Below are 19,998 nucleotides of genomic sequence, written 5' to 3'. Positions count from 1 at the left end.
CCGTGCGGCGGCGAACGCGTCGAACGGGAGGCGGGGAGTCGGGATCAGCGCCCGTTCATGGATTTGCAACACATTGATAACCCAAAAGACTCAACCGTGCGTGGGAAAATTGCCGGCAATCACTCGGCCACCCGAGAAGAGGCCCGACAATCGGGGCGTTCTGCCCGCGGTGTCGCCGGACCAGCGTCAACGACCCTGACTTAAGACAGCAAATGACTCCACTGCTCGCGAAGTCCCTGCATCCATCGGTGATTGCACTTACGGAGCGTCGCGTGCAGGCGCAGGCGCCTCTTCTCATGCGCGTCTCACACCGCTCTGCAAGAGTGGGGCGGTGATGGACCTGCGCATGGCGCCCGCCGTGCTGCTGGCCTGCCTGTCCCTGCCGGCGATCGCCGCAGGCCAGGTGGTGCCGGCCACGCCCCCGCCGACTTCGCCACCGGCAATTGAGCCCTTCACCCTCGCCCAGGCCGTCGCCCTCGCGCGCGGCCATGCGCCCGCCGTGCGGGCGGCGCAGGCGCGAGCCACGGCGGAATCGGACGTCGCCCAGGCCTCGCGCCGCTGGCGCAACCCGACGGTCGATCTCTCGATCGAGAACCTGGGGCCACAGGACCTGCAGCACGACGCCTTTGCGTGGTTCACGCAACCGCTCGACGTCGGCGCCCGCCGGTCGACGCGGATCGCCGCCGCGCAGGCCTCGCGCGACTACCTGACGCGCGAAGTGGATGCCCAACGCCGTGGCGCCGACGTGGCGGTGGTGGAGGCCTACCTGGCGGTCGCGCGCGCGCGACAGGCGGCGGGCCTGCTGGCGGTGCACGAACGCGCCATCGAGGAAGTCGTGGTCCTGGTCAGGCGTCGCGTCGCCGAAGGCGTCGCGCCGGAAGGCGACCTGCGCAAGCTCGAGGCCGAGCAGGCACGGACGCGGGTCGCGCACGTGCGCGCCGACCTGGATCTGCGACAACGGGCGCTCGCCCTGGGGGTGCTCATCGGGCAGGAGGGCGCCGGCCTGGCCGAGCGCGTCGTGGTGCCGCCGGTGCCGCCGGTCGTCGCCACCGACGTGGCGGCCGCCGTCGAGCAGCGCGCCGACGTGCGCGCGGCCGCCGCATGGCTCGAGGACCGCAAGACCAATGCTGCCGCGGAGCGGGCGCTGGGCTCGACGGCATTTGCCGCCACTGGTGGCTACAAGCGCACGTCGGGCTTCAACACCGGCACCGCCGGCATCTCGATCGACCTTCCGGTGGGCCTGCGCAACACGCCGGCGCGCCTGCGCGCCGAGGCCGAGGTGACCGCGGCGACGCTGGCCCTCGAACAGGCCCGCGCCGCGGGCCGGGCCGACGTGGAGCAGGCCCTGCTCGCCGCGCGCGTGCTCGGCGAGCAGGCGACGCGGGTGGCCACCGAACTGGTCGAGCCCGCCGTCGTCGCGCAGCGGGCGGCGCGCGCGGCGTTCCGCGAGGGCACCGGCGACGCGCTCGCGCTCGTCGACGCCGACCGCGTCTATCTCGACACCCAGCGTGAGGCCCTGGCGGTGCAGCTCGATGCCGCCGCCGCCGCCATCCGCGCCCGCCTGGCGCTCGGAGAGGATCCCCTGCCATGACCGTCGTGTTCTCCAGCGCCCGCGTCCGCGCCGCCCTGCTCGCCGTGACGGCGGGCGTGGCGTGTTCCGGCGCGCCCCAGGAACAGGCCGCCGCGCCGGCCGCGCCACCGGATGCCGTGGTGCTGTCGAAGACCTCGCAGCAGCTCGCGGGCGTCACCGTGGAGGCCGTCAAGGCCGAGGCGATCGGCGCTGCGCTGGAGGCGGTCGGTACGATCGCGCTCGACGACACGCGCACGGCCCGCGTCGGCGCGCTGGTCGAGGGCGTGGTGGCCGATGCCCGCGCCAACGTCGGTGACCGGGTGCGGCAGGGCGCCGTCCTGGCCGGCCTGCACAGTCACCAGGTGCACGACGGCTGGGGCGACTACCGCAAGGCGCTCGCCGACCGGAGACGCGTCGAGCAGGAACTGGCGTACGCCTCCGACGCGCTGGCCCGCACCGAGCGGCTGCTGGCCGACAAGGCCGCCTCGACGCTGGAACTCGAGCGGGCGCGCGCCGCGCGCGCCGCAGCCACCGAACAACTCGCGATGGCGCAGGCGGAGGTCCGTCGCGCCAGCGAGTCGCTGGAGCACCTCGGCATCCCCACCACCGAGACCGCAGCGGCGGCCGAGATCATCCCGGTGCGCACGCCGCAGGCAGGCGTCGTGCTGGAACGCTTCGTCACCACCGGCACGGCGGTGACCCCGGGCACGCCGCTGTTCGTGGTGAGCGACACGTCCACGCTCTGGGTGCTGGTCGAGGTGGACGAGGCCGTGCTGGCGCGCGTCACGGTGGGGGCGCCGGTGCAGGTGGCGGTCTCGGCGTACCCGACCGATCGCTTCCCGGCGACGGTCACCCTCATCGGCGACACGATCAACCCCGCGACGCGGCGCGTGGTCGTGCGGTGTCGGGTGGCCAACAGCGACGGCCGGCTCAAGCCGGGGATGTTCGCGCGGGTGCAACTCGAGGGCGTGGCGCCGCCGCCGATGGTGCACGTGCCCGTCGACGCGGTGCAGGACCTCGGGGAGCGTCGCGTGGTGTTCGTGCCGGCGTCCGAGGGGCGGTACGTGCCCCGCGAGGTCGAGACCGGCGCCGAGCGCGACGGCCGGGTGGAGATCCGGCGGGGCCTGGCCGCAGGCGAACGTGTCGTCACGCGCGGCGCCTTCCTGCTGAAGTCGCAGCTGCTCGCGTCCCCGGAAGGCGAGTGATGACGACCGGCGGCATGGGACTGGTGGAACGGTTCACCGCGGCGGCGCTGCGGCAGCGCGCCTTCGTGCTGGTGTGCGTCATCGTGCTGGTGGCGACCGGGATCTACGCGTATCGCGACCTGCCCGTCGAGGCCTTTCCCGACCTGACCAACAACCAGGTGGTGGTGGTCACGCAGGCGGCAGGCCTGGCCGCGCCCGAGGTCGAGCAGCGCATCACCTACCCGGTGGAGACGGCGCTGATGGGCACGCCGGGCGCCGAGGAGGTCCGCTCGATCTCGAAGTTCGGGCTGTCGATGGTGACGGTGGTCTTCGAGGACGCGGTGCCGGTCTACCTGGCCCGCCAGCTGGTGACCGAGCGGGTCAACGAGGCGCGCAGCCGGATCCCGCCCGGCGCCGAGCCGACGCTCGGCCCGGTCGCCACGGCGTTCGGCGAGATCTACCAGTACCTGATCGACGGCGACGGCGCGTCGGTGATGGCGCGCAAGACGCTGCACGACTGGTCGATCCGCAACCGGCTGCGGGCGACGCCGGGCGTCAGCGAGATCAACACGTGGGGCGGCCTCACCGAGCAGTTCCACGTCATCGTCGATCCGCAGCGGCTCGAGCGCTACGGCATCGCGCTCGCTCAGGTCATCGAGGCGCTGTCGAGCAACAACCTCTCGTTCAGCGGCGGCTTCATCGAGCGACGCGCCGAGCGCACCACCGTGCGCGGCGTCGGGCTGCTGCGCGGCCACGCCGACATCGAGGCGGTGGTGATCACCGCGGTCGGCGGCGTGCCCGTGCTGGTGCGCGACGTCGCCGAGGTGCGCACCGGGGCGATGCCACGCCAGGGTGCGGTGACGCGCGACGGGCGCGGCGAGACGGTCGCCGGCATGGTCATCATGCTCAAGGGCGAGAACGGCCGCGACGTCGGCGACCGCGCGAAGGTGCGCATCGCCGAGATCGAGAAGTCGCTGCCGGCCGGCGTCCGGGTGGTGCCCTTCTACGACCAGACGCAGGTCATCGACCGGACCGCGCACACGGTCCGCAAGAACCTGCTGGAAGGCTCGCTGCTGGTCGTGGCCGTGCTGTTCTTCTTCCTGCGCGACGTCCGCGCGTCGCTGATCGTCGCCGCGGTGATCCCGCTGTCGATGCTGTGCGGCTTCATCGGCATGCGGCTGTTCGGCGTGTCGGCCAACCTGATGTCGCTCGGGGCCATCGACTTCGGCCTGATCGTCGACGGCGCCGTCGTGATGATGGAGAACTTCGTCAGGCGTCGGGCCGAGGCCGAGTCGGTGATGCCCGGCGACCGGCAGGAGGCCGCGCGGATGCGAGTGGCGCTGTTCACGCCGGCGGCCATCGAGGTGGCCCGGCCGATCCTGTTCGGGGTGCTGATCATCATCGCGGTGTACCTGCCGATCTTCACGCTCGAGGGGCTCGAGGGGAAGATGTTCCGGCCGATGGCGATCACCGTGTGCTCGGCGATCTTCGGCGCGCTGCTGCTGGCGCTGGCCGCCGTGCCGGCCGCCTCGTCGCTGCTGCTGAAGATGGCCGGCGCGCACCACGAGGAGGCCTGGTTCCTGCGCCTGCGCAACCGCTACGTGCGCCACCTGGCCGACGCCATGCGGCACCGCGCACGGACCATCGCCGTCGCGCTGGTGGTCGTGTCGACGGCCATCACCTCGCTGCTGTGGATCGGCACCGAGTTCATGCCGAGGCTCGACGAGGGCGCCATCCTGATCGAGACGCGCAAGCTGCCGTCGGTGTCGCTCGAGGAGTCGGTGGGCATCTCCACCAAGGTGGAGCAGATCGTCGGGCGCTTCCCCGAGGTGTCGCAGGTGGTGACCAAGCTGGGACGGCCGGAGCTGGCCACCGAGGCGATGGGCATCTACCAGGGCGACGTCTACGTGAACCTGCATCCGGAGGACACGTGGACGACCGGTCGGGACAAGGACGCGCTGATCGAGGCCCTGGCGGAGGCGCTCGGCCAGATGCCGGGCGTGACGGTCAACTTCACGCAGCCGATGGCCATGCGCCTCGACGAGGTCGTGTCGGGCGTCAAGGCCGACGTCGCGGTGAAGATCTTCGGCGAGGACAGCACCACGCTCGAGCGGCTGGCGGCCGAGATCGAGGCCGTCCTGGCCAGGGTCCGCGGCGTCGCCGACCTGCAGGTCGAGGTCTTCTCCGGCGCGTCGCAGCTCGAGATGGTGATCGACAGGCAGGCGATTGCCCGCTACGGGCTGCACGTCGAGGACGTGCAGCGGGTGGTCGAGGCGGCGGTCGGCGGCACCGACGCCACCGAGGTGCTCGAGGGCCCCAAGCGGATCCCGGTCGTGGTCAAGTTCCCCGAGTCGGTCCGCGCCCACGAGGAGGCGCTCGGCAACGTGCTCCTCACCGCACCGGGCGGCGAGAAGGTGCCGCTGGCGCGGGTGGCCTCGATCAGGCGCACCAGCACGCCCGAGGCGATCAGCCACGAGAACAGCCAGAGGCGCCTGGTCGTGCAGTGCAACGTGCGCGGGCGCGACATCGGCAGCTTCGTCGCCGAGGCGCAGTCGAAGATGACGGCGGTGAAGCTGCCGGTCGGCTATTACGTCCGGTGGGGCGGACAGTTCGAGAACCAGGCGCGTGCCACCGCACGGCTCGCCCTGGTGATCCCCCTGTCGCTCGCCATCATCTTCGCGCTGCTCTACGTCACCTTCCACAACGTGCGCCAGGCGGCGCTGATCATCCTCAACGTGCCGTTCGCCCTCGTCGGCGGCATCGCCGCGCTGTGGCTGCGCGGCCTCAACCTGAACCTCTCGGCGTCGGTGGGCTTCATCGCGCTGTTCGGCGTCGCCGTGCTCAACGGCGTGGTGATGGTCACGGCCGTCAACCAGTTGCGGGCCGAGGGACACCAGCTCCACGAGGCCGTGCTGCGCGGCGCGGAGTCGCGGCTGAAGGCGGTGCTGATGACGGCGCTGGTCGCCGCGCTGGGGTTCGTCCCCATGGCGCTGTCGCACGGCGCGGGCGCCGAGGTGCAGCGGCCGCTGGCCTCGGTGGTCATCGGCGGCATCATCACCTCGACGCTGCTCACGCTGATCGTGCTGCCGGTGGTGTATGAAATGATCGAGGACCGCTTCCATGCGACTGCTCGTCGTCGAGGATGACCCCACGATCAGCCACTTCCTGGTGAAGGGCCTCCGCGAGGACCAACACCTGGTGGACCTGGCCGAGGATGGCGAGGCGGGCGAGGCCCAGGCCCTCACAGGCGACTACGACGCCATCCTGCTCGACGTGATGCTGCCGGTGCTCGACGGCTTCGAGGTGTGCCGTCGGCTGCGCGCCCACGGGCTGGACACGCCCATCCTGATGGTGACCGCGCGCGACACGGTCGGCGATCGCGTCCGCGGCCTGGACACCGGCGCCGACGACTACCTGGTCAAGCCGTTCGCCTTCGACGAGGTGGTGGCGCGCCTGCGCGCGCTCACCCGCCGGGGACGGACCCGCAGCCTGACGGCGGTGCTGCAGGCCGGCCCGCTCACCCTCGACCAGGAGGCGCACCAGGCGGCCGTCGACGGCGTGCCCGTGTCGCTCACCGCCACCGAGTACCGCCTGCTCGAGTACCTGATGCGCCGCGCCGGGACCATCGTGTCGCGCGACCAGCTGGCCGAGCACGTCTGGGGCGGCGACTACGATCCGTGCTCCAACCTCGCCGACGTGTACGTCGGCTACCTGCGTCGCAAGCTCGCCGGCACGGCCGCCGCCGACAGGATCCGCACCATCCGCGGCCTCGGCTACATGCTGACCCGCGGGGCGTCGTGACCCGCCGCCCCCTGTCGTTCCGCGCCCGGCTGACCCTGCGCTGGACGGCGGCGTTCGGCCTGCTGCTGGCCTGTGCCAACACCGCGGTGTACATGGGCGTCCGCACGTTCGCGCAGCGCGACCTGGACGCCAACCTGCGCACCCTGGCCTCGACCGAGATTGCCTCGTCCACCGACGCGGGCGGCACGCTGCACCTCCACGAGGTGCCCGTCGAGGACCTCGGCGGCGGCGAGTCGACCGGCAAGTTCGTGCAGTACTACTCGCTCGGCGGCGCCGTCGTGTTCGAGTCGGCGGTGCTGCGCGGCCGGCGCGTGCTCGACCAGGAGGCCTTTGCACGGGCGGCGCGCGACGAGCACGGCGTGATGACCGTGACGCTCGACGGCCGGCGCGGGCGCGTCGTGACGGCGCACATCAAGGACGCCAGCGCCCCCTACATCGCCGCGGTGGGCGTGTTCACCGACCAGCTCGACGCCCTGCTCTCGCAGCTGGCTGCCGTGCTGCTCGCCGTGTGGGCCATCGGCCTCGGCGCCACCGCGTGGATCGGGTTCCTGCTGGCCTCGCGCGCCCTCGGCCCGATCGACGAGATCACGGCGCGGGCGGCCCGCATCGCCACCGGCGACATCGACATGCGCCTCGACCCGCCGCGCAGCGACGACGAGATCGGGCGCATGACGCGGCTGCTCAACGAGATGCTGGAGCGGCTGCACCGCGTCATCGACGGCAATCGCCGGTTCGCCGCCGACGCCTCGCACGAACTGCGCACCCCGCTCACCGCCATGGCCGGCGAGATCGACGTCGCCCTGAAGCGCGAGCGTTCCGGCGACGAATACCGCGAGACCCTGCAGCGCCTTCGGGCCCAGATCGACGGGCTGGCGACGATGTCGGAGCAGTTGATGCTGCTGGTGCGAGCCGAGGAGGGCACCGGCGACATGCGCGCCGAGGAAGTGCCGGTGCGGGCGCTGGTCGAGGCCGCATGCGCGCGAGTGGAAGCCGAGGCGAAGGGCCGCCGCATCACGCTGGCGCATGAGGGACTCGACCAGTTGGTCGCCTATGGGCAACCGGTGCTGCTGGCCCGGGCGATCGAGAACGTGGTCGTCAACGCCGTGAAGTACAACCGCGACGGTGGGACCGTCCGCATCAGCGGCTGCGACGAGCCGGCCCCGGGCGACGCATGGGAGGCCGGCAGGGTGCGCATCGAGGTCGCCGATTCGGGACCGGGGATCCCGGCCGAGGAGTGGGAGCGGGTCTTCGACCGGTTCTACCGGCGGGAACCGTCGCGGTCGCGGCGGACCGGCGGGACGGGCCTGGGACTGGCGCTGAGCCGGGCCATCGCCGCATGGCACGGCGGCACGCTGCGCGTCCGCGCGTCGAGCGAGGCCGGGACCGTCTTCGAGCTGACGGTCCCGGGTCAGCGCCAGAGCGCGTGACGGTCGTCGCCAGGCATTTCCCGGCGCTCCCGTCCTTGGGGCAAAGACGAACGCCCCCCGCTCGGTGAGGAGCGAGGGGCGTCCGTGGTCCGGGAAGAGCGGGCCGCGCGGGGGGAGCCACGGCGGGGGCCGCCCTGCGGCGGACGTTTCGTCGCCGGTGCGCGATCCCGGAAGCAACCGAGGCACGAACCAGCAAGGTCTCTGCGCGGGCCGGAGACCCTCAGGGCGGGGACGTCGATGTCCGTCGCCCTGACACACGACTGCCGGGCACGCGGGGAGGCGTGTCCGGCAGTCCTCAAATCATCGACCGACTAGCGGCGGCGGCGCAGGAAGCCAGCCGAGCCGAGCGCGAGGCCGAGCAGCGTCAGCGTTGCCGGCTCCGGCACCGCGGGCGGCGACGCGATCGTGTAGGAGGCCGACACCGAGCCCTCCTCGTCGTCCTGACCGCTGCGGGTCTGGGTGGCCGAGAAGCTCAGGCTCATCGGGCCCGGCGTGAACGTGTTCAGGAGCCCCTGAGGCGTGAACGTGCCGAGCGCGAACACCGACACGGTGCGGTTGGTGGACGTGCTGCCGGGGTTGAGGCCGGCAAACGTCACCACGCCGCTGAAGTCACCCCATGCCGCGTCGAAGGTCACCGGGGTGCCCACCGTGGCGGTGAGCGACTGGGTCACGATGGCCGAGCTCGCGCCCAGACCGTCCGGGAGCCCCGAGGGAACGATGCTGAACTGGCTTCCCGGGCCGCCCGTACCAGCGAGCAGCGAGAAGCTGAACTGGAACGTCGTGCCCGTGTTGATCAGGCCAGCGGGCGTCCAGTCACTGACGCCGAGCGACACCTGGCCCGTGCCAACGATGGGAGCCGCCTGGGCGGTCGTGCTGAACGAGAGGCCGGCGACCAGGGCCGCGGCGGCAACGAGACGAGCGAGCTTCATTTCCATTTCTCCCCTGTGCAGCGAGCCCGCGGGTCCGCTGCCTTCGTGAATCAAACTGCCCGCCAGCCACTTCGCTGACGGAGCCTGCCGTGTTGCGCCCCTGACGGGTCAAAGAACGAGTGCCGTCTACCTCCCCCGAGGCGCACGGCGCAACCTTTGGTGACCCTCACCTATGCATCCGGCATGCCAGGCGCCATCGGAAGGCGGTTTTTGTGAGAAATGGCCGCATTTTTCATGATCAGCGGCCGGCTCATCAGAAACGCCGAGCTCGAGTAGTTCTCCCAGAGGTAGAAATTCATCCGCTGAAAGGGATCGACGCCCACTTTGGAGTCGCCTGGCGCGTCCTGTACACGCCCCTCGGCCCCTGAGCGCAGGGGTCCAGGCGCCGGATGCGCGGTAATGACACACACGTGGAGACCCTGGCCTCCGCAATACTAACCAAAGTTAGCCACACAAAACAGAACCGTCTCCGCCATCGTTCGAAACCAAGCCCGGCCGCTCGTTGGGAGAGTCGCCATGACGAATGACTACCCGCCAGCGGCCCCCTGCACCCGACATCACCGCCAAGCGACACGGCAGAGGTCTGGACCGGGGCAAAGCGACACGAACCTGAGGCTGTAGTCTCCCGGGGAGCAGACGTTCGATCCGGCGTGAAGGCCATCTAGACCAAGGACAGCATTTGCTCAGCCATCAGGCTCTGTACGCTGCTGAACAGTGTCCACTCGGACCGTTCTCATCGTCGACGGGGACCAGGACAACGCCGTCGTCCTGAGCCACGCGCTGGCAGGCCCCGATCGAGAGATCGAGGTAGTCAGCAGCGCGCAGGATGCCCTTGCGCGAATGGCCGAGTCCGCGCCTCCCGACCTTGTGGTCACCGAGTGCGTGTTCGGCGCGGGCGAGAACGGGGCCGACGTGATCAATGCCATGCGCCGCGCCTCGGATCACACGCGCGTCCTCGTGATCAGCAGCGCCGGCACGCTCGATGGCGCCGTCGAGGCCTTCCGGGCTGGCGCGGCCGACTACCTCGGCAAGCCCTGCGACCCGCACCTCCTGCGCGCGGCCGTTGATCGGGCGCTCGCACAGCCGACCGGTACGGGGCATCCCGCAGCGGCCGCGGCACTGGACGAACGCCTCCTCGGCCGGGCGCCGGCGACGCTGCACCTGCGCAGGCACGTCCAGCAGGCGGCCTCGGCCAGCGCGCCCGTGCTGATCGTCGGCGAGAGCGGATCGGGCAAGCATCGCGTCGCGCGTGCGCTGCACGCGGAAGGGCCGCGGGCCAGCGGGCCGTTCCTGTCGATCAACTGCGCCGCCCTCTCGGATACGCAGGCGGCGTCGGCGCTGTTCGGCCACGTGGCGGGTGTCAACTCGGGCGATTCCAGCGACACCCCGGGAGCGTTCGTGCAAGCCGCAGGGGGAACGCTGCTGCTCGACAACGTCTCGGAGCTCTCGCTCGGGATGCAGGATCGCCTGCTGCGGGTCCTGCAGGACCGCACGGTGCGTGCTGCGGGGGCTGACGCGCCCGTGCCCGTCGATGCCCGGGTGGTCGCGACCACCGGCGCAGACATCGAGGGAGCGATCGCCGCGGCGCGATTCCGCCAGGGCCTCTTCTTCCGCCTCGCCGTGTTCCTGATCCGCGTCCCGCCGCTGCGCGATCGCCGACAGGACATTCCCCTGCTCGTGGAGCACTTCTCGCGCGACGCCAGCCAGCGCGCCGGACGGGTCGTCACCTTCTCGGGCGGCGCCATCGCACGCCTGCGCCAGTTGGACTGGCCAGGCAATGTCAGGGAGTTGGAAAACGTGATCGAGCGACTCGTCGTCTCCGCCCGCAACCCCGTGGTCGACGCCAGGGACGTCGGCGTCGACGCCCCGGCAGGCACCCCGGCCGGCGCGCATCCCTTCGTCGACATGCCGACGCTCGACGAACTGGAACGCCGCTACCTCGTGTACGCGCTCCAGCGCTTCGCCGGTAACCGGACGCGGACGGCCGCCGCGCTCGGGATCGACCGGCGCACGCTGTACCGCATGTCGGCGCGCCTCGGCGTGCCGATCACGGGCGCCGACCTCCAGAGCGCCGCGCACGGCAACTGAGGCGGGCATTCCCGGGCCGGATGCCGGGTTCTCGTCGCGCGGCTGATGTGTCAGACTCGCGACGTTCCGGAGGTTCCATGCCCGAGCACGCCCGTGAGTCGCTGTCCCGACGCGGATTCCTCGCCGCGGCGGTCGCTTCCCCGTTGGTCGCCGCGCTGTCGGCGGCCGGCAAGCCCCTGGTCGGCCTCGAGCTGTTCTCGGTCCGCCAGGAACTGGCCAAGGACCTGTTCGGCACGGTGCGTGCCGTGGGGAAGGCCGGCTACCAGGCCGTCGAGTTCTTCTCGCCGTACTTCCAGTGGGACCCGGCCTATGCCCGGCAGGTCCGCCAGGTGCTCGACGAGGCCGGCCTCAAGGCGCCGTCGACCCACAACGGGGCCAACGCGTTCACACCCGAGGGCCTGAAGAAGGCCGTCGAGCTGAACCGGATCATCGGCTCGTCCCTGATCGTGATGGCCAGCGCCGGCGGCAACGTCAGGACGCTGGACGACTGGAAGCGGGTGACCGACCAGCTCGCGGCCGCGTCCGAGACGCTGCGCCCGCTCGGCATGCGCGCCGGCTTCCACAACCACCAGACCGAGTTCACGCCGATCGACGGCACCCGCCCGATGGACATCATCGCCAAGGGCACGCCGCGCGACTTCGTGCTGCAACTCGACGTCGGCACGTGCCTGCACGCCGGCCAGGACCCGGTGGCGTGGATCAAGGCCAACCCCGGTCGCATCGCCAGCATCCACTGCAAGGACTGGGCACCCGGCGAGGGGCCCGACAAGGGATACCAGGTCCTTACGGGTGAGGGCGTCGCGCCGTGGAAGGCCATCCGCGCCGCCGCCGAGTCGGTGGGCGGCGTCGAGACCTACATGATCGAGCAGGAGGGCAGCCGCTTCACCCCCTTCGAGACCATGGAGAAGTGCCTGGCCACGTGGAGGGCCATGGGCGCATGATCGGCCGGCACGCGCGACGACAGGCAACAGTGCTGCTCGCCGGGACGATCATGATGACGACGATGGGCGCGGCCATCGCGAGCGGCCAGGTGAGGACGACCAGCGGCCTGCTCGCCGGCACCACTGCCGACGATGGCCGCGTGCGCGTCTTCAAGGGCGTGCCGTACGCTGCGCCGCCGGTCGGCCCGCTCCGCTGGAAGGCTCCGCAGCCGCCGGCAGCCTGGACGGGCGTGCGCAAGGCCGATGCATTCGGCGCGCAGTGCATGCAGGGGCCCTTGTTCGACGACATCGTCTTCGACCGCCCGCCGAGCGAGGACTGCCTCTACCTGAACCTGTGGACGCCGGCCGCCGAGGCGTCGGCAAAGCTGCCGGTGATGGTCTGGATTCACGGTGGCGGCTACCAGGTGGGCGCCTCGCACGAGCCGCGGCACGACGGCGTGCCGCTGGCGCGCCGCGGCGTGGTGCTGGTGACCATCAACTACCGCCTCGGCGTGTTCGGCTTCTTCTCGCATCCCGCGCTCTCGCGCGAGGACCCGCGCGGCAGCTCGGGCAACTACGCGCTGCAGGACATGGTGGCGGCTCTGCAGTGGGTGCGCGACAACGTCGCGGCCTTCGGGGGTGATCCGGGCAACGTGACGATCTTCGGCGAGTCGGCCGGATCGTTCGCGGTGAGTACCCTGATGGCCGTGCCGTCGGCACGCGGGTTGTTCCACAAGGTGATTGGCGAGAGCGGTGCGCCGTTCGGCGCGTCGCTCACGCTGGCGAGCAGGGACGTGGCCGAGGCCAACGGCGAGAAGTTCGGCGGCAGCCTCGGCGCGACCACGGCCGAGGCGCTGCGGGCGCTCGACGCGGGCGCCGTGCTCAAGGCCGCGGCGACATGGCAGCCCTGGTTCGTGACGACGGTGGACGGCGTGGTCGTTCCCGAGCCGGTGGCCACCGCCTTCGCGGCCGGCCGGCAGGCGCAGGTGCCGCTGCTCGCCGGGTGGAACGCCGACGAGTCGCGGAGCAGCGTGACGCTCGGGCCGACGCGTCCCACGGCGGCGAGTTTCGCCGAGACGACCCGCAAGCAGTTCGGACCCGCTGCCGACGCGCTGCTGCAGGCCTACCCGGCCGCCTCGGATGCCGAGGCGCTCGAGTCGGCGGCGGCGCTGGCCAGCGACCTGTTCATCGGGTACGGCACCTGGAAGTGGATCGAGGCGCACCGCGCCACGGGCAACGCGCCGGTGTATCGCTACCTGTTCTCCCGCAAGATTCCAGTCGCGCCGGGACAGGTGCGCAACGGCAAGCCGGTCACGGCCGAGGACATCGGCGCCAGGCACGCCGGCGAGATCGAGTACGTGTTCGGCACGCTCGACACCGTGAAGGGCGTCACGTGGACCGCGGCCGATCGCGCGTTGTCGGACCGGATCGGCGCCTACTGGACCAACTTCGCGCGCCGCGGCGACCCGAACGGCCCCGGCCTGCCCGAGTGGCCACGCCTCGGACCGCTGGCCGCCGGGACCGCGCCGGCGCCCCAGCAGATCCTGCAGCTCGACACCACGACGAGCGCCGTGCCCGAGCCGGCACGCATCCGCTACGAGATACTCGACCGCCTGATGGCGGCCGTTGCCCCAAGGTAGGCGATGCCCACCCCTCGCCAGGCACACGCGCACCGTCTGTCGGCGCTCCTGGTCGTCCTGATCGCCGGCGCGCTGGCGTCCCTGCACGGGACCGCCGCGGCCCCAGGGGGGCAGGCGGCCCCGCCGCCCAACGTGGTGGTCATCCTCACCGACGACCAGGGCTACGGCGACGTGGCCGCCTTCAATCCGGCGAGCCGCATCCCGACGCCCCACATCGACCAGCTCGCGCGCGAGGGCATGCGGTTCACCGACGCCCACACGAGTTCGTCGGTGTGCACGCCGACCCGTTACGCGCTGCTCACGGGCCGCTACTCCTGGCGGACGTCGCTCAAGAAGGGCGTGTTGTGGGGCAATGGCGACGCCCTGATCGAGGCCCGGCGGCCGACCATCGCCTCCGTGCTGAAGGCGCGCGGGTACCACACCGCTGCCGTCGGCAAGTGGCACCTGGGCATCCACTGGGCAGCCAGGCCGGGCGCGCAGGTCGATCGCACGACCACGCAGGGTCCCACCGAGTGGATCGACTACACGCAGCCGTTCTCCGGTGGCCCGCTCGACGTCGGCTTCGACGAGTTCTTCGGCATCGCCGCCTCGCTCGACATGCGCGACTACGTCTACCTGGAGGGCAATCGCGTCGTCGAGCCGCCTACGGCGAACCTGCCCGGTATTCCGCAGGGTGTTCCGGGCTTCCATCGGCCCGGCGCTGCCGCCCCGTCGTTCCGTCCGGAGACCGTCATCGACGAGGTCACCGCGCGCGCCGTGCGTGTGATCGAGACGCAGGCCAGGGCGAGCACACCCTTCTTCCTCTACGTGCCGTTCGCCGCGCCGCACACGCCGATGCTGCCGACCGGCTCGTTCGTCGGCCGGACGCCACTCGGCCCGTATGGTGACTTCGTCGCGCAGACCGACGCGGCGGTGGGCACGGTGCTCGCCGCACTCGCCCGCACCGGCCAGGCCGACAGGACCCTCGTGATCTTCGCCAGCGACAACGGGCCGGCGCCGGCCGGTGGCATCGCGAAGCTGCTCGATCTCGGGCACGACGCCGCCGGCGGATGGCGAGGCACCAAGCACACCCTCTACGAGGGCGGCACGCGCGTCCCCTTCGTCGTCCGCTGGCCGGGCGTGGTGAAGGCCGGCAGCGTGACGCGGCGGACGGTCGTCATCACCGACGTGCTCCGGACGGTTGCCGACGCCGTTGGCGCGCCGGTGAGCGACGGCGCCGAGGACTCGGTGAGCTTCCTGCCGGTGCTGCGCGATCCGGAGACCAGCGTCCCGTTGCACGAGGCCATCGTGATGCAGAGCGATGCGGGCGCGTTCGCCATCCGGCAGGGCAAGTGGAAGCTGCTGCTGGCGCCCGGCGACGGCCGCGCCTCCGACATCGGCGCGCCACCCGACGGCCGCCCGCCAGTGCAGTTGTACGACCTGGACGCCGACCCGAAGGAGACCACCAACCTTCAGGCCGCCCACCCGGAGGTGGTGAAGCGACTGCAGGATCTCCTCGCCAGGTACGAGCGCCAGGGTCGCTCGCGGTAGGGCGCCCTCTCAGTACAGCCGGTCGAGGACGACCCGTCCGTCGCTGATCACGAGCAGCGGCTCGAAGAGCACCGTCATGTCGTCGAGCGGGTTCCGATCGAGCACCACCAGGTCGGCCTCGAGGCCCGCGGCAATCGTGCCCGTGCGCGCCGCGATGTCGAGGACACGCGCGCCGGTGGCCGTCGCGGCCGTGATCGCCTCGAGCGGCGTGAAGCCGCCGTGCTGCACCAGCAGCTCCATGTCGTGCGCGACGCGGATGCGTCCCGTGTCGTCGCCGTCGGCGTAGCTGCCGTCCGTGGCGGCCGCGACAGGGATGCCGAGCCCCTTGGCCTTGCGCACGGCGGCGCGCAGCGGCCCCATCATGTGGTAGGTCCGCACCTGCAGTGCCACGTCGTCGGCGCTCGTGCCGCGGGGATCGCCGAGCGGGCTCATCACGGCGAGCGTCGGCACGAAGAACGTGCCGCGGCGCTGCATCTCCGCCAGCGTGTCGTCGTCCACGTAGGTGCCGTGCTCGATGCTGCGCACGCCGGCACGGACCGCCGCCCGGACGCCGGGCCTGCCGTGGGCGTGCGCGGCCACGTGACGACCAGCCGCGCGCGCCGTCTCGACCGCCGCACGCATCTCGTCCTCGGTGAGCTCCGATCGACGCGGGTCGGTCGACGCCAGGCCGGCGCGCTCGCTCGCGCCCACCTTGATCACGTCGACGCCGCGCGCCACCTGGGCGCGCACGACCTCGGCGATCACGTCGGCGCCACGCAGCTGTCCCGATGCGAAGCGACCGAACTGCGGATACAGCTGGTAGAACGCGATGCCTGGCGACGGCCTGATGATGCTGCTCGACACCAGCAGTTCCGGGCCGGGCACGTGGCCGCCGCGAATCAGGTCGCGCGTGCCGAGCGCCTGCAGGAATGTGTCGCCGAGCACTCGCGCGGTCGTCACGCCCGATTCGAGCGCGCGGCGCGCCGCGTCGGGGGTCGCGATGTGCGCATGCGCATCGACAAGGCCAGGGATCACCGTGCGGCCGGCCAGGTCGATGCGACGCACGCCGGCGGCTTCGACAGGCGGCCCTGGCGCGACGTCGACGATTCGGCCGCCGCGGATGCGCACGTGACTGCCTGCCCGCGGCGCGGCGCCGGTGCCGTCGATGACGGTGGCGTTGACGATGTCGAGGTCCTGGGCGCGGGATGGGCGGGCGAAGGCGCACAGGGCGGCGAGGGTCGCCGCAAGCAGGAGGCGCTGACGCATGCGCAGGAGTATCACACGGGCAAGCGTCACGCGATCGCGTCGACGCGGGCGCGGAGTTCGGCGAGTGCTCGCTGGCTCTCCGCCAACGCGTCGCGTCCCGTCGCCAGCGATTGCTGCTCCGCTCGCACGAAGCGGCTGTAGGGCGCGATGCCCTCGTTGAGCCGATCGGTGCTCCGCTCCACCTCCTGCTGGAACTGCGTGCGCAGGGCCCTGGCCAGCGTCTCGCGCAGGCCCTGGATCTTCACGCGCAGGTCCTCCTTGGCCTTGCGCCTGCGGGCCGGCACGATGAACAGGCCGACGGTGGCCAACACGCCGGCCAGCACGATGCCCGTGATGTCGGCGGCAGCCGTCGACGCGGCGACGGTGACCAGCGTTCCGAGCCCGAGCGCTCCGGCGCCGACGGCCGCCGACGCCGCCACGGCATTGCGCGCGCCCTCGGCCAGCGACGCCGCCTCGCGCTGCCGGTCGAAACCCTCGACGACGCGCTGCGCCTCCCTGCCGACCGACTCCAGCAGGCGCCCCCGCTCGACGTGGAACGTCGCCAGCTCCGGATCGCCGACGATGCGGTCACGATACTGTCGCCGCCGTTCCGCCAGGTGCGCATTGACCTGCTGCCACTGTCGCAGGTCGGCGCTGACCATCCAGTCGATCAGCTCCGACACCTTCCGCTCGATCTGCACCGGCGCGTCGGCGACCACCTCGCGGACGAAGCCCTCCTGCACACGCGACCGGTTGAACAGGTCCACCACTCGACCGATGCGCAGCATCTCGTCGAAGTAGGCGTGGCCGCGCTGCTCCATCTGCAGCAGCACGTTCTCGATCTCGCCCATGCGCAGCTCGAACTGTCGGTCCATGTCCTGCCGGTACACCGCGTGCTGCTTCTCCACGTCGTCGAGCAGCCGCAGGTCGTCCTGCAGCAGCGACAGCCGGCCTTCGATCACCTCCGCGTAGCGCCCTGCGAGGGCCTGCCCGATGCCGAGGGGGTTGGACAGCTTCAATCGAAGTCGCTCGCGCTGGTCGAGCCGTCCGTGGATGTAGCGCTCGAGCGCCTCGAAGCGGCTCGGCGCCCAGTGCTCCGGCTGCCCCTGCTTGGCCCGCATCGCCAGCCTGGCGCTCACGGCGAACGTGTCGGGCGCGCTGCCGAGCGCCTCGGCCGCGTGCTCGGCGACGAAGCCGAGGACCTGCTGCAGGTCGGCCTCCGTCTCGAGCAGGTCCACCTTGTTGATCACCAGCACGATCTTCTTGCCCCAGTCGCGGATGACCGCCAGGAACTGGCGTTCGCTCTCGGTGAAGGGGCGGTCGGCCGACGTGACGAACAGCACGAGGTCAGACCGCGGGACGAAGTCGGCAGTGATCGCCTCGTGCTCGCGGATCACCGCGTTGGTGCCCGGCGTGTCGACGATGGCAATCTCGCGCAGGAAGTCGACCGGCGCGGTGAGGACGTGCAGGTGTGGCGACCGCTCGACGCGCGAGGCCTGCTCACCGTGCTGCAGCAGGTTGACCTGCGCGGTGGTCGGGGTCACGCCCTCCTTCAGGACCGGGGCACCCAGCAACGCGTTGATGAAGGCACTCTTGCCGGCGTTGAACTCGCCGACGATGACCACCAGGAAGAGCTCCTCGAGTTGCTGGATGGACCGCGCGAGTTGCTCGAGGCTGTCGGGCGTGGCCTCGAGCCGGACCAGCAGGTCGCGCAGTGTCTCCAGGACACGGCGCTCCTCGGCGACGAGGGCCTGATCGCCCGGGCGCAGCAGCGTGCTCACCATGCTGGCAGCATCGCACGTCGTTGCACGGGACGTCGATTGCGCGCTTGGCGAGAGCAGCGGCGCGCGCCCGCTGGCGCGGCTTGAGCAAGGGCCGGCGACGATGCTAGCGTCGTCGTCCCCGACGGCGGCATGGCCTTCGCACCAGTCAGGGCTGGCTGATCAGCACGGTGCTGGTCGCCAGGAGGGAGTCCCGTGCGTGCCGGATTGGACGAACGCGTGAAATCGCTCGAAGAAACGTCGGTGATGCTCCGGTCACTGCCCGACCGGATGGGCCGCGTCGAGGCTCGCCTCGACGATGTGGAGGCGCAGATTCTGCGATCACGCGAGGAGTTGACGACGGTCATTCATGCCACCGCCGACCAGATGCGGGGCGAGCTCCGCGACGAGATGCACGGCATCCGCGACGAGCTCCGTACCGAGATGTACGGTATCCGCGACGAACTCCGCGCCGAGATGCACGCCATTCGCGACGAGCTCCGCGGCGAGATGCGGGAGATGACCGAGGAGTTGAAACGACACATGGCGGTGCTGCTCGAACATGCGGTCGGCGAGATGCATGCCTTGTTCGATGCCTCGCGCAACCCTCCGCACTGATCGGTCATCGTGGCGCGAGCGCGTCGAGCGGCAGGCCGGGGATGGCCCTGCCGCGCGCCGCGGCATGCGGGTGCTGCGCGTAGTGCTGACGCAGCAGGTCCTTTCCGTAGTCGTTGCCGTTCGGCGTGCGCACCACGACGTGGATATGCTCGCGGAAGGGCACGCCGGCCGGATAGCGCCCGCGCAGGCCGGCTGGCGTCTGATGGTCGAACTCGATCAGCACCACCGGGCTGTGGATGCGGTAGTAGAAGACGCTGTCGGGCGCGGTGCCGCCGATCCACGCAAAGTGCGTCTCGGCGAGGTGCGCCTCGACCTCCGACATCTTCACGCGCGCATGGCCGTCGTCCATCCTGCCGACGTGCAGGGCCACCAGGTCGAGCAGCGCGGCCTGCTGCGGCGCGGGCAGTGACCCGGCCGGCACGCCTGCAAAGGGCATGACGACGTTGTCGCGGAATGCCTCCGTCTGGTTGTCGTTGGCAGTCTTGGTGTCGCGCAGGATGGCCCTGGCGCGATGCTCGGGGGCGAGCGCGTTGACGAGCGCGAGACCGGCGGCCTGCTCCTCCTGAAGGATCTTCGTGCCGGCGTACTTGCCCGTCGTCGCGATGACCGGCTCGGACCCGAAGAAGCTCGGCGTCATCACCACCTGGTCGCCCAGCACGAAGTAGTTGATGATCAGGTGGTGGCCGTCGACCTGCCAGCCCCAGGGCTCGGTGGCCGACGGCGTGCCCATCACGGTCACGTGGTACAGCCACTCGCCGTACGCCTCGAAGTCGTTGCCGTTCAACTCGCCGAGCGTGTGGTTCAGCCGCATGACGTCGCGGCTGAGCGCGAGGCCACGAGCGCTGAGCGAGGCCCGCATCAGCCCGAATGCCGCTTCCCGCTGCGCTGGCGTCATCTCCTCGAAGCTGACGCCGGCACGACGATAGAAGTGCTGGTTCATCCACTTGCGCCACTCGTCGTTGTCCACCGCGAACGTCGAGCGCGCGCGCTGCTCGTCGGTGAGCGCGGCAAGGAACGCCGTGGCCGCCTTCACCACCGGCGCCGTGGACACGCCCGTCGAGCGCACGGCAAAGAGTCCGGGCGCCGGCGTCCCGTCGGTGGTGATGCCGCGGAAGGGCTCGGCGGTGCCCTTCGCCTCCATCTCGCGCGACCGCTTCGCCCACTCCGCAAGGCGCGCCGGACCTGCCTGCGGCGCGGGCGCTTGCGCCGCCAGGCGCCACGCTCCCAGTCCCGCCCCCACCGCACACGCAAGCATCGTCGCAAGGACGAGCACCGAGGTTCGCCGCGCCATGTCAGCCTCTCTTGTG

The 19,998-nt window shown here is 71.3% G+C and carries 15 protein-coding genes; 10 read left to right on the top strand and 5 right to left on the bottom strand.

From position 1 onward, the window contains the following. Positions 1 to 334: 334 nt before the first annotated feature. From TBR22_RS01180 to TBR22_RS01160, 5 genes are read left to right on the top strand one after another with little or no spacing between them, the layout of a single operon-like run. Positions 335 to 1,591 (top strand): TolC family protein, encoded by a 1,257-nt coding sequence (locus tag TBR22_RS01180; RefSeq protein ID WP_239491118.1) that lies wholly within the window; start codon positions 335 to 337, stop codon positions 1,589 to 1,591. Beyond that, positions 1,588 to 2,775, top strand: a complete 1,188-nt coding sequence (locus TBR22_RS01175) for an efflux RND transporter periplasmic adaptor subunit (protein WP_239491117.1) — start codon at positions 1,588 to 1,590, stop codon at positions 2,773 to 2,775. Before TBR22_RS01180 ends, TBR22_RS01175 begins: the two co-directional genes overlap by 4 nt. Beyond that, positions 2,775 to 5,900 (top strand): efflux RND transporter permease subunit, encoded by a 3,126-nt coding sequence (locus tag TBR22_RS01170; protein ID WP_239491116.1) that lies wholly within the window; start codon positions 2,775 to 2,777, stop codon positions 5,898 to 5,900. The genes TBR22_RS01175 and TBR22_RS01170 overlap by 1 nt, the downstream gene beginning before the upstream one ends. Beyond that, a complete protein-coding gene (locus TBR22_RS01165) occupies positions 5,875 to 6,555 on the top strand; it encodes a response regulator transcription factor (protein ID WP_239491115.1) in 681 nt (226 codons plus the stop codon). Before TBR22_RS01170 ends, TBR22_RS01165 begins: the two co-directional genes overlap by 26 nt. Further along, a complete protein-coding gene (locus TBR22_RS01160) occupies positions 6,552 to 7,982 on the top strand; it encodes a cell wall metabolism sensor histidine kinase WalK (protein WP_239491114.1) in 1,431 nt (476 codons plus the stop codon). The genes TBR22_RS01165 and TBR22_RS01160 overlap by 4 nt, the downstream gene beginning before the upstream one ends. Before the next feature lie 311 nt (positions 7,983 to 8,293). Here the strand turns inward: TBR22_RS01160 and TBR22_RS01155 are convergent, their stop codons facing one another. After that, a complete protein-coding gene (locus tag TBR22_RS01155) occupies positions 8,294 to 8,911 on the bottom strand; it encodes a PEP-CTERM sorting domain-containing protein (RefSeq protein WP_239491113.1) in 618 nt (205 codons plus the stop codon). Between the two features lie 170 nt (positions 8,912 to 9,081). Next, the gene (locus tag TBR22_RS01150; RefSeq protein WP_239491112.1) at positions 9,082 to 9,234 is read right to left on the bottom strand and encodes a hypothetical protein; all 153 of its coding nucleotides are present in this window, start codon (positions 9,232 to 9,234) and stop codon (positions 9,082 to 9,084) included. A gap of 391 nt (positions 9,235 to 9,625) precedes the next feature. On the opposite strand from TBR22_RS01150, the gene TBR22_RS01145 reads away from it, so the two are divergent. The 4 genes from TBR22_RS01145 to TBR22_RS01130 all read left to right on the top strand — a co-directional run bounded on the left by TBR22_RS01145 (position 9,626) and on the right by TBR22_RS01130 (position 15,089). Continuing rightward, positions 9,626 to 10,999 (top strand): sigma-54 dependent transcriptional regulator, encoded by a 1,374-nt coding sequence (locus tag TBR22_RS01145; RefSeq protein ID WP_239491111.1) that lies wholly within the window; start codon positions 9,626 to 9,628, stop codon positions 10,997 to 10,999. A gap of 77 nt (positions 11,000 to 11,076) precedes the next feature. Continuing rightward, positions 11,077 to 11,940 (top strand): sugar phosphate isomerase/epimerase, encoded by an 864-nt coding sequence (locus TBR22_RS01140; RefSeq protein ID WP_239491110.1) that lies wholly within the window; start codon positions 11,077 to 11,079, stop codon positions 11,938 to 11,940. Beyond that, positions 11,937 to 13,559: a carboxylesterase/lipase family protein gene (locus TBR22_RS01135; protein WP_239491109.1), complete on the top strand. Its 1,623-nt coding sequence runs from the start codon at positions 11,937 to 11,939 to the stop codon at positions 13,557 to 13,559. The genes TBR22_RS01140 and TBR22_RS01135 overlap by 4 nt, the downstream gene beginning before the upstream one ends. A 3-nt stretch (positions 13,560 to 13,562) precedes the next feature. After that, a complete protein-coding gene (locus TBR22_RS01130) occupies positions 13,563 to 15,089 on the top strand; it encodes a sulfatase-like hydrolase/transferase (protein ID WP_239491108.1) in 1,527 nt (508 codons plus the stop codon). 9 nt (positions 15,090 to 15,098) lie between these two features. Here TBR22_RS01130 and TBR22_RS01125 read toward each other — a convergent pair whose 3' ends face one another. Together TBR22_RS01125 and TBR22_RS01120 are read right to left on the bottom strand one after the other, a co-directional pair. Beyond that, positions 15,099 to 16,334, bottom strand: coding sequence for an amidohydrolase family protein (locus TBR22_RS01125; RefSeq protein ID WP_239491107.1), 1,236 nt, complete (start codon positions 16,332 to 16,334; stop codon positions 15,099 to 15,101). 26 nt (positions 16,335 to 16,360) lie between these two features. After that, entirely contained in the window at positions 16,361 to 18,097 is a 1,737-nt protein-coding gene (locus tag TBR22_RS01120) for a dynamin family protein (RefSeq protein ID WP_239491106.1), read from the bottom strand. 192 nt (positions 18,098 to 18,289) lie between these two features. Between TBR22_RS01120 and TBR22_RS01115 the strand changes: the two genes are divergently transcribed. Then, positions 18,290 to 18,691: a hypothetical protein gene (locus TBR22_RS01115; RefSeq protein WP_239491105.1), complete on the top strand. Its 402-nt coding sequence runs from the start codon at positions 18,290 to 18,292 to the stop codon at positions 18,689 to 18,691. Between the two features lie 4 nt (positions 18,692 to 18,695). On the opposite strand, the gene TBR22_RS01110 is transcribed toward TBR22_RS01115, so the two are convergent. After that, positions 18,696 to 19,982 (bottom strand): DUF3500 domain-containing protein, encoded by a 1,287-nt coding sequence (locus TBR22_RS01110; RefSeq protein WP_239491104.1) that lies wholly within the window; start codon positions 19,980 to 19,982, stop codon positions 18,696 to 18,698. Between the last annotated feature and the right edge of the window lie 16 nt (positions 19,983 to 19,998).

Origin of the sequence: Luteitalea sp. TBR-22, from assembly GCF_016865485.1 — a bacterium.
Classification (GTDB): domain Bacteria; phylum Acidobacteriota; class Vicinamibacteria; order Vicinamibacterales; family Vicinamibacteraceae; genus Luteitalea.
Note: the sequence above shows the minus strand (reverse complement) of the source record. Positions and strands in the feature narration are given on the sequence as shown.

Bases quoted from the DNA above. Each gene is read 5' to 3' on its own strand.
- TBR22_RS01180 (WP_239491118.1), top strand. From the start codon at position 335: ATGGACCTGCGCATGGCGCCCGCCGTGCTGCTGGCCTGCCTGTCCCTG.
- TBR22_RS01175 (WP_239491117.1), top strand. From the start codon at position 1,588: ATGACCGTCGTGTTCTCCAGCGCCCGCGTCCGCGCCGCCCTGCTCGCC.
- TBR22_RS01170 (WP_239491116.1), top strand. From the start codon at position 2,775: ATGACGACCGGCGGCATGGGACTGGTGGAACGGTTCACCGCGGCGGCG.
- TBR22_RS01165 (WP_239491115.1), top strand. From the start codon at position 5,875: ATGCGACTGCTCGTCGTCGAGGATGACCCCACGATCAGCCACTTCCTG.
- TBR22_RS01155 (WP_239491113.1), bottom strand. From the start codon at position 8,911: ATGAAGCTCGCTCGTCTCGTTGCCGCCGCGGCCCTGGTCGCCGGCCTC.
- TBR22_RS01140 (WP_239491110.1), top strand. From the start codon at position 11,077: ATGCCCGAGCACGCCCGTGAGTCGCTGTCCCGACGCGGATTCCTCGCC.
- TBR22_RS01135 (WP_239491109.1), top strand. From the start codon at position 11,937: ATGATCGGCCGGCACGCGCGACGACAGGCAACAGTGCTGCTCGCCGGG.
- TBR22_RS01130 (WP_239491108.1), top strand. From the start codon at position 13,563: ATGCCCACCCCTCGCCAGGCACACGCGCACCGTCTGTCGGCGCTCCTG.
- TBR22_RS01125 (WP_239491107.1), bottom strand. From the start codon at position 16,334: ATGCGTCAGCGCCTCCTGCTTGCGGCGACCCTCGCCGCCCTGTGCGCC.
- TBR22_RS01120 (WP_239491106.1), bottom strand. From the start codon at position 18,097: ATGGTGAGCACGCTGCTGCGCCCGGGCGATCAGGCCCTCGTCGCCGAG.
- TBR22_RS01110 (WP_239491104.1), bottom strand. From the start codon at position 19,982: ATGGCGCGGCGAACCTCGGTGCTCGTCCTTGCGACGATGCTTGCGTGT.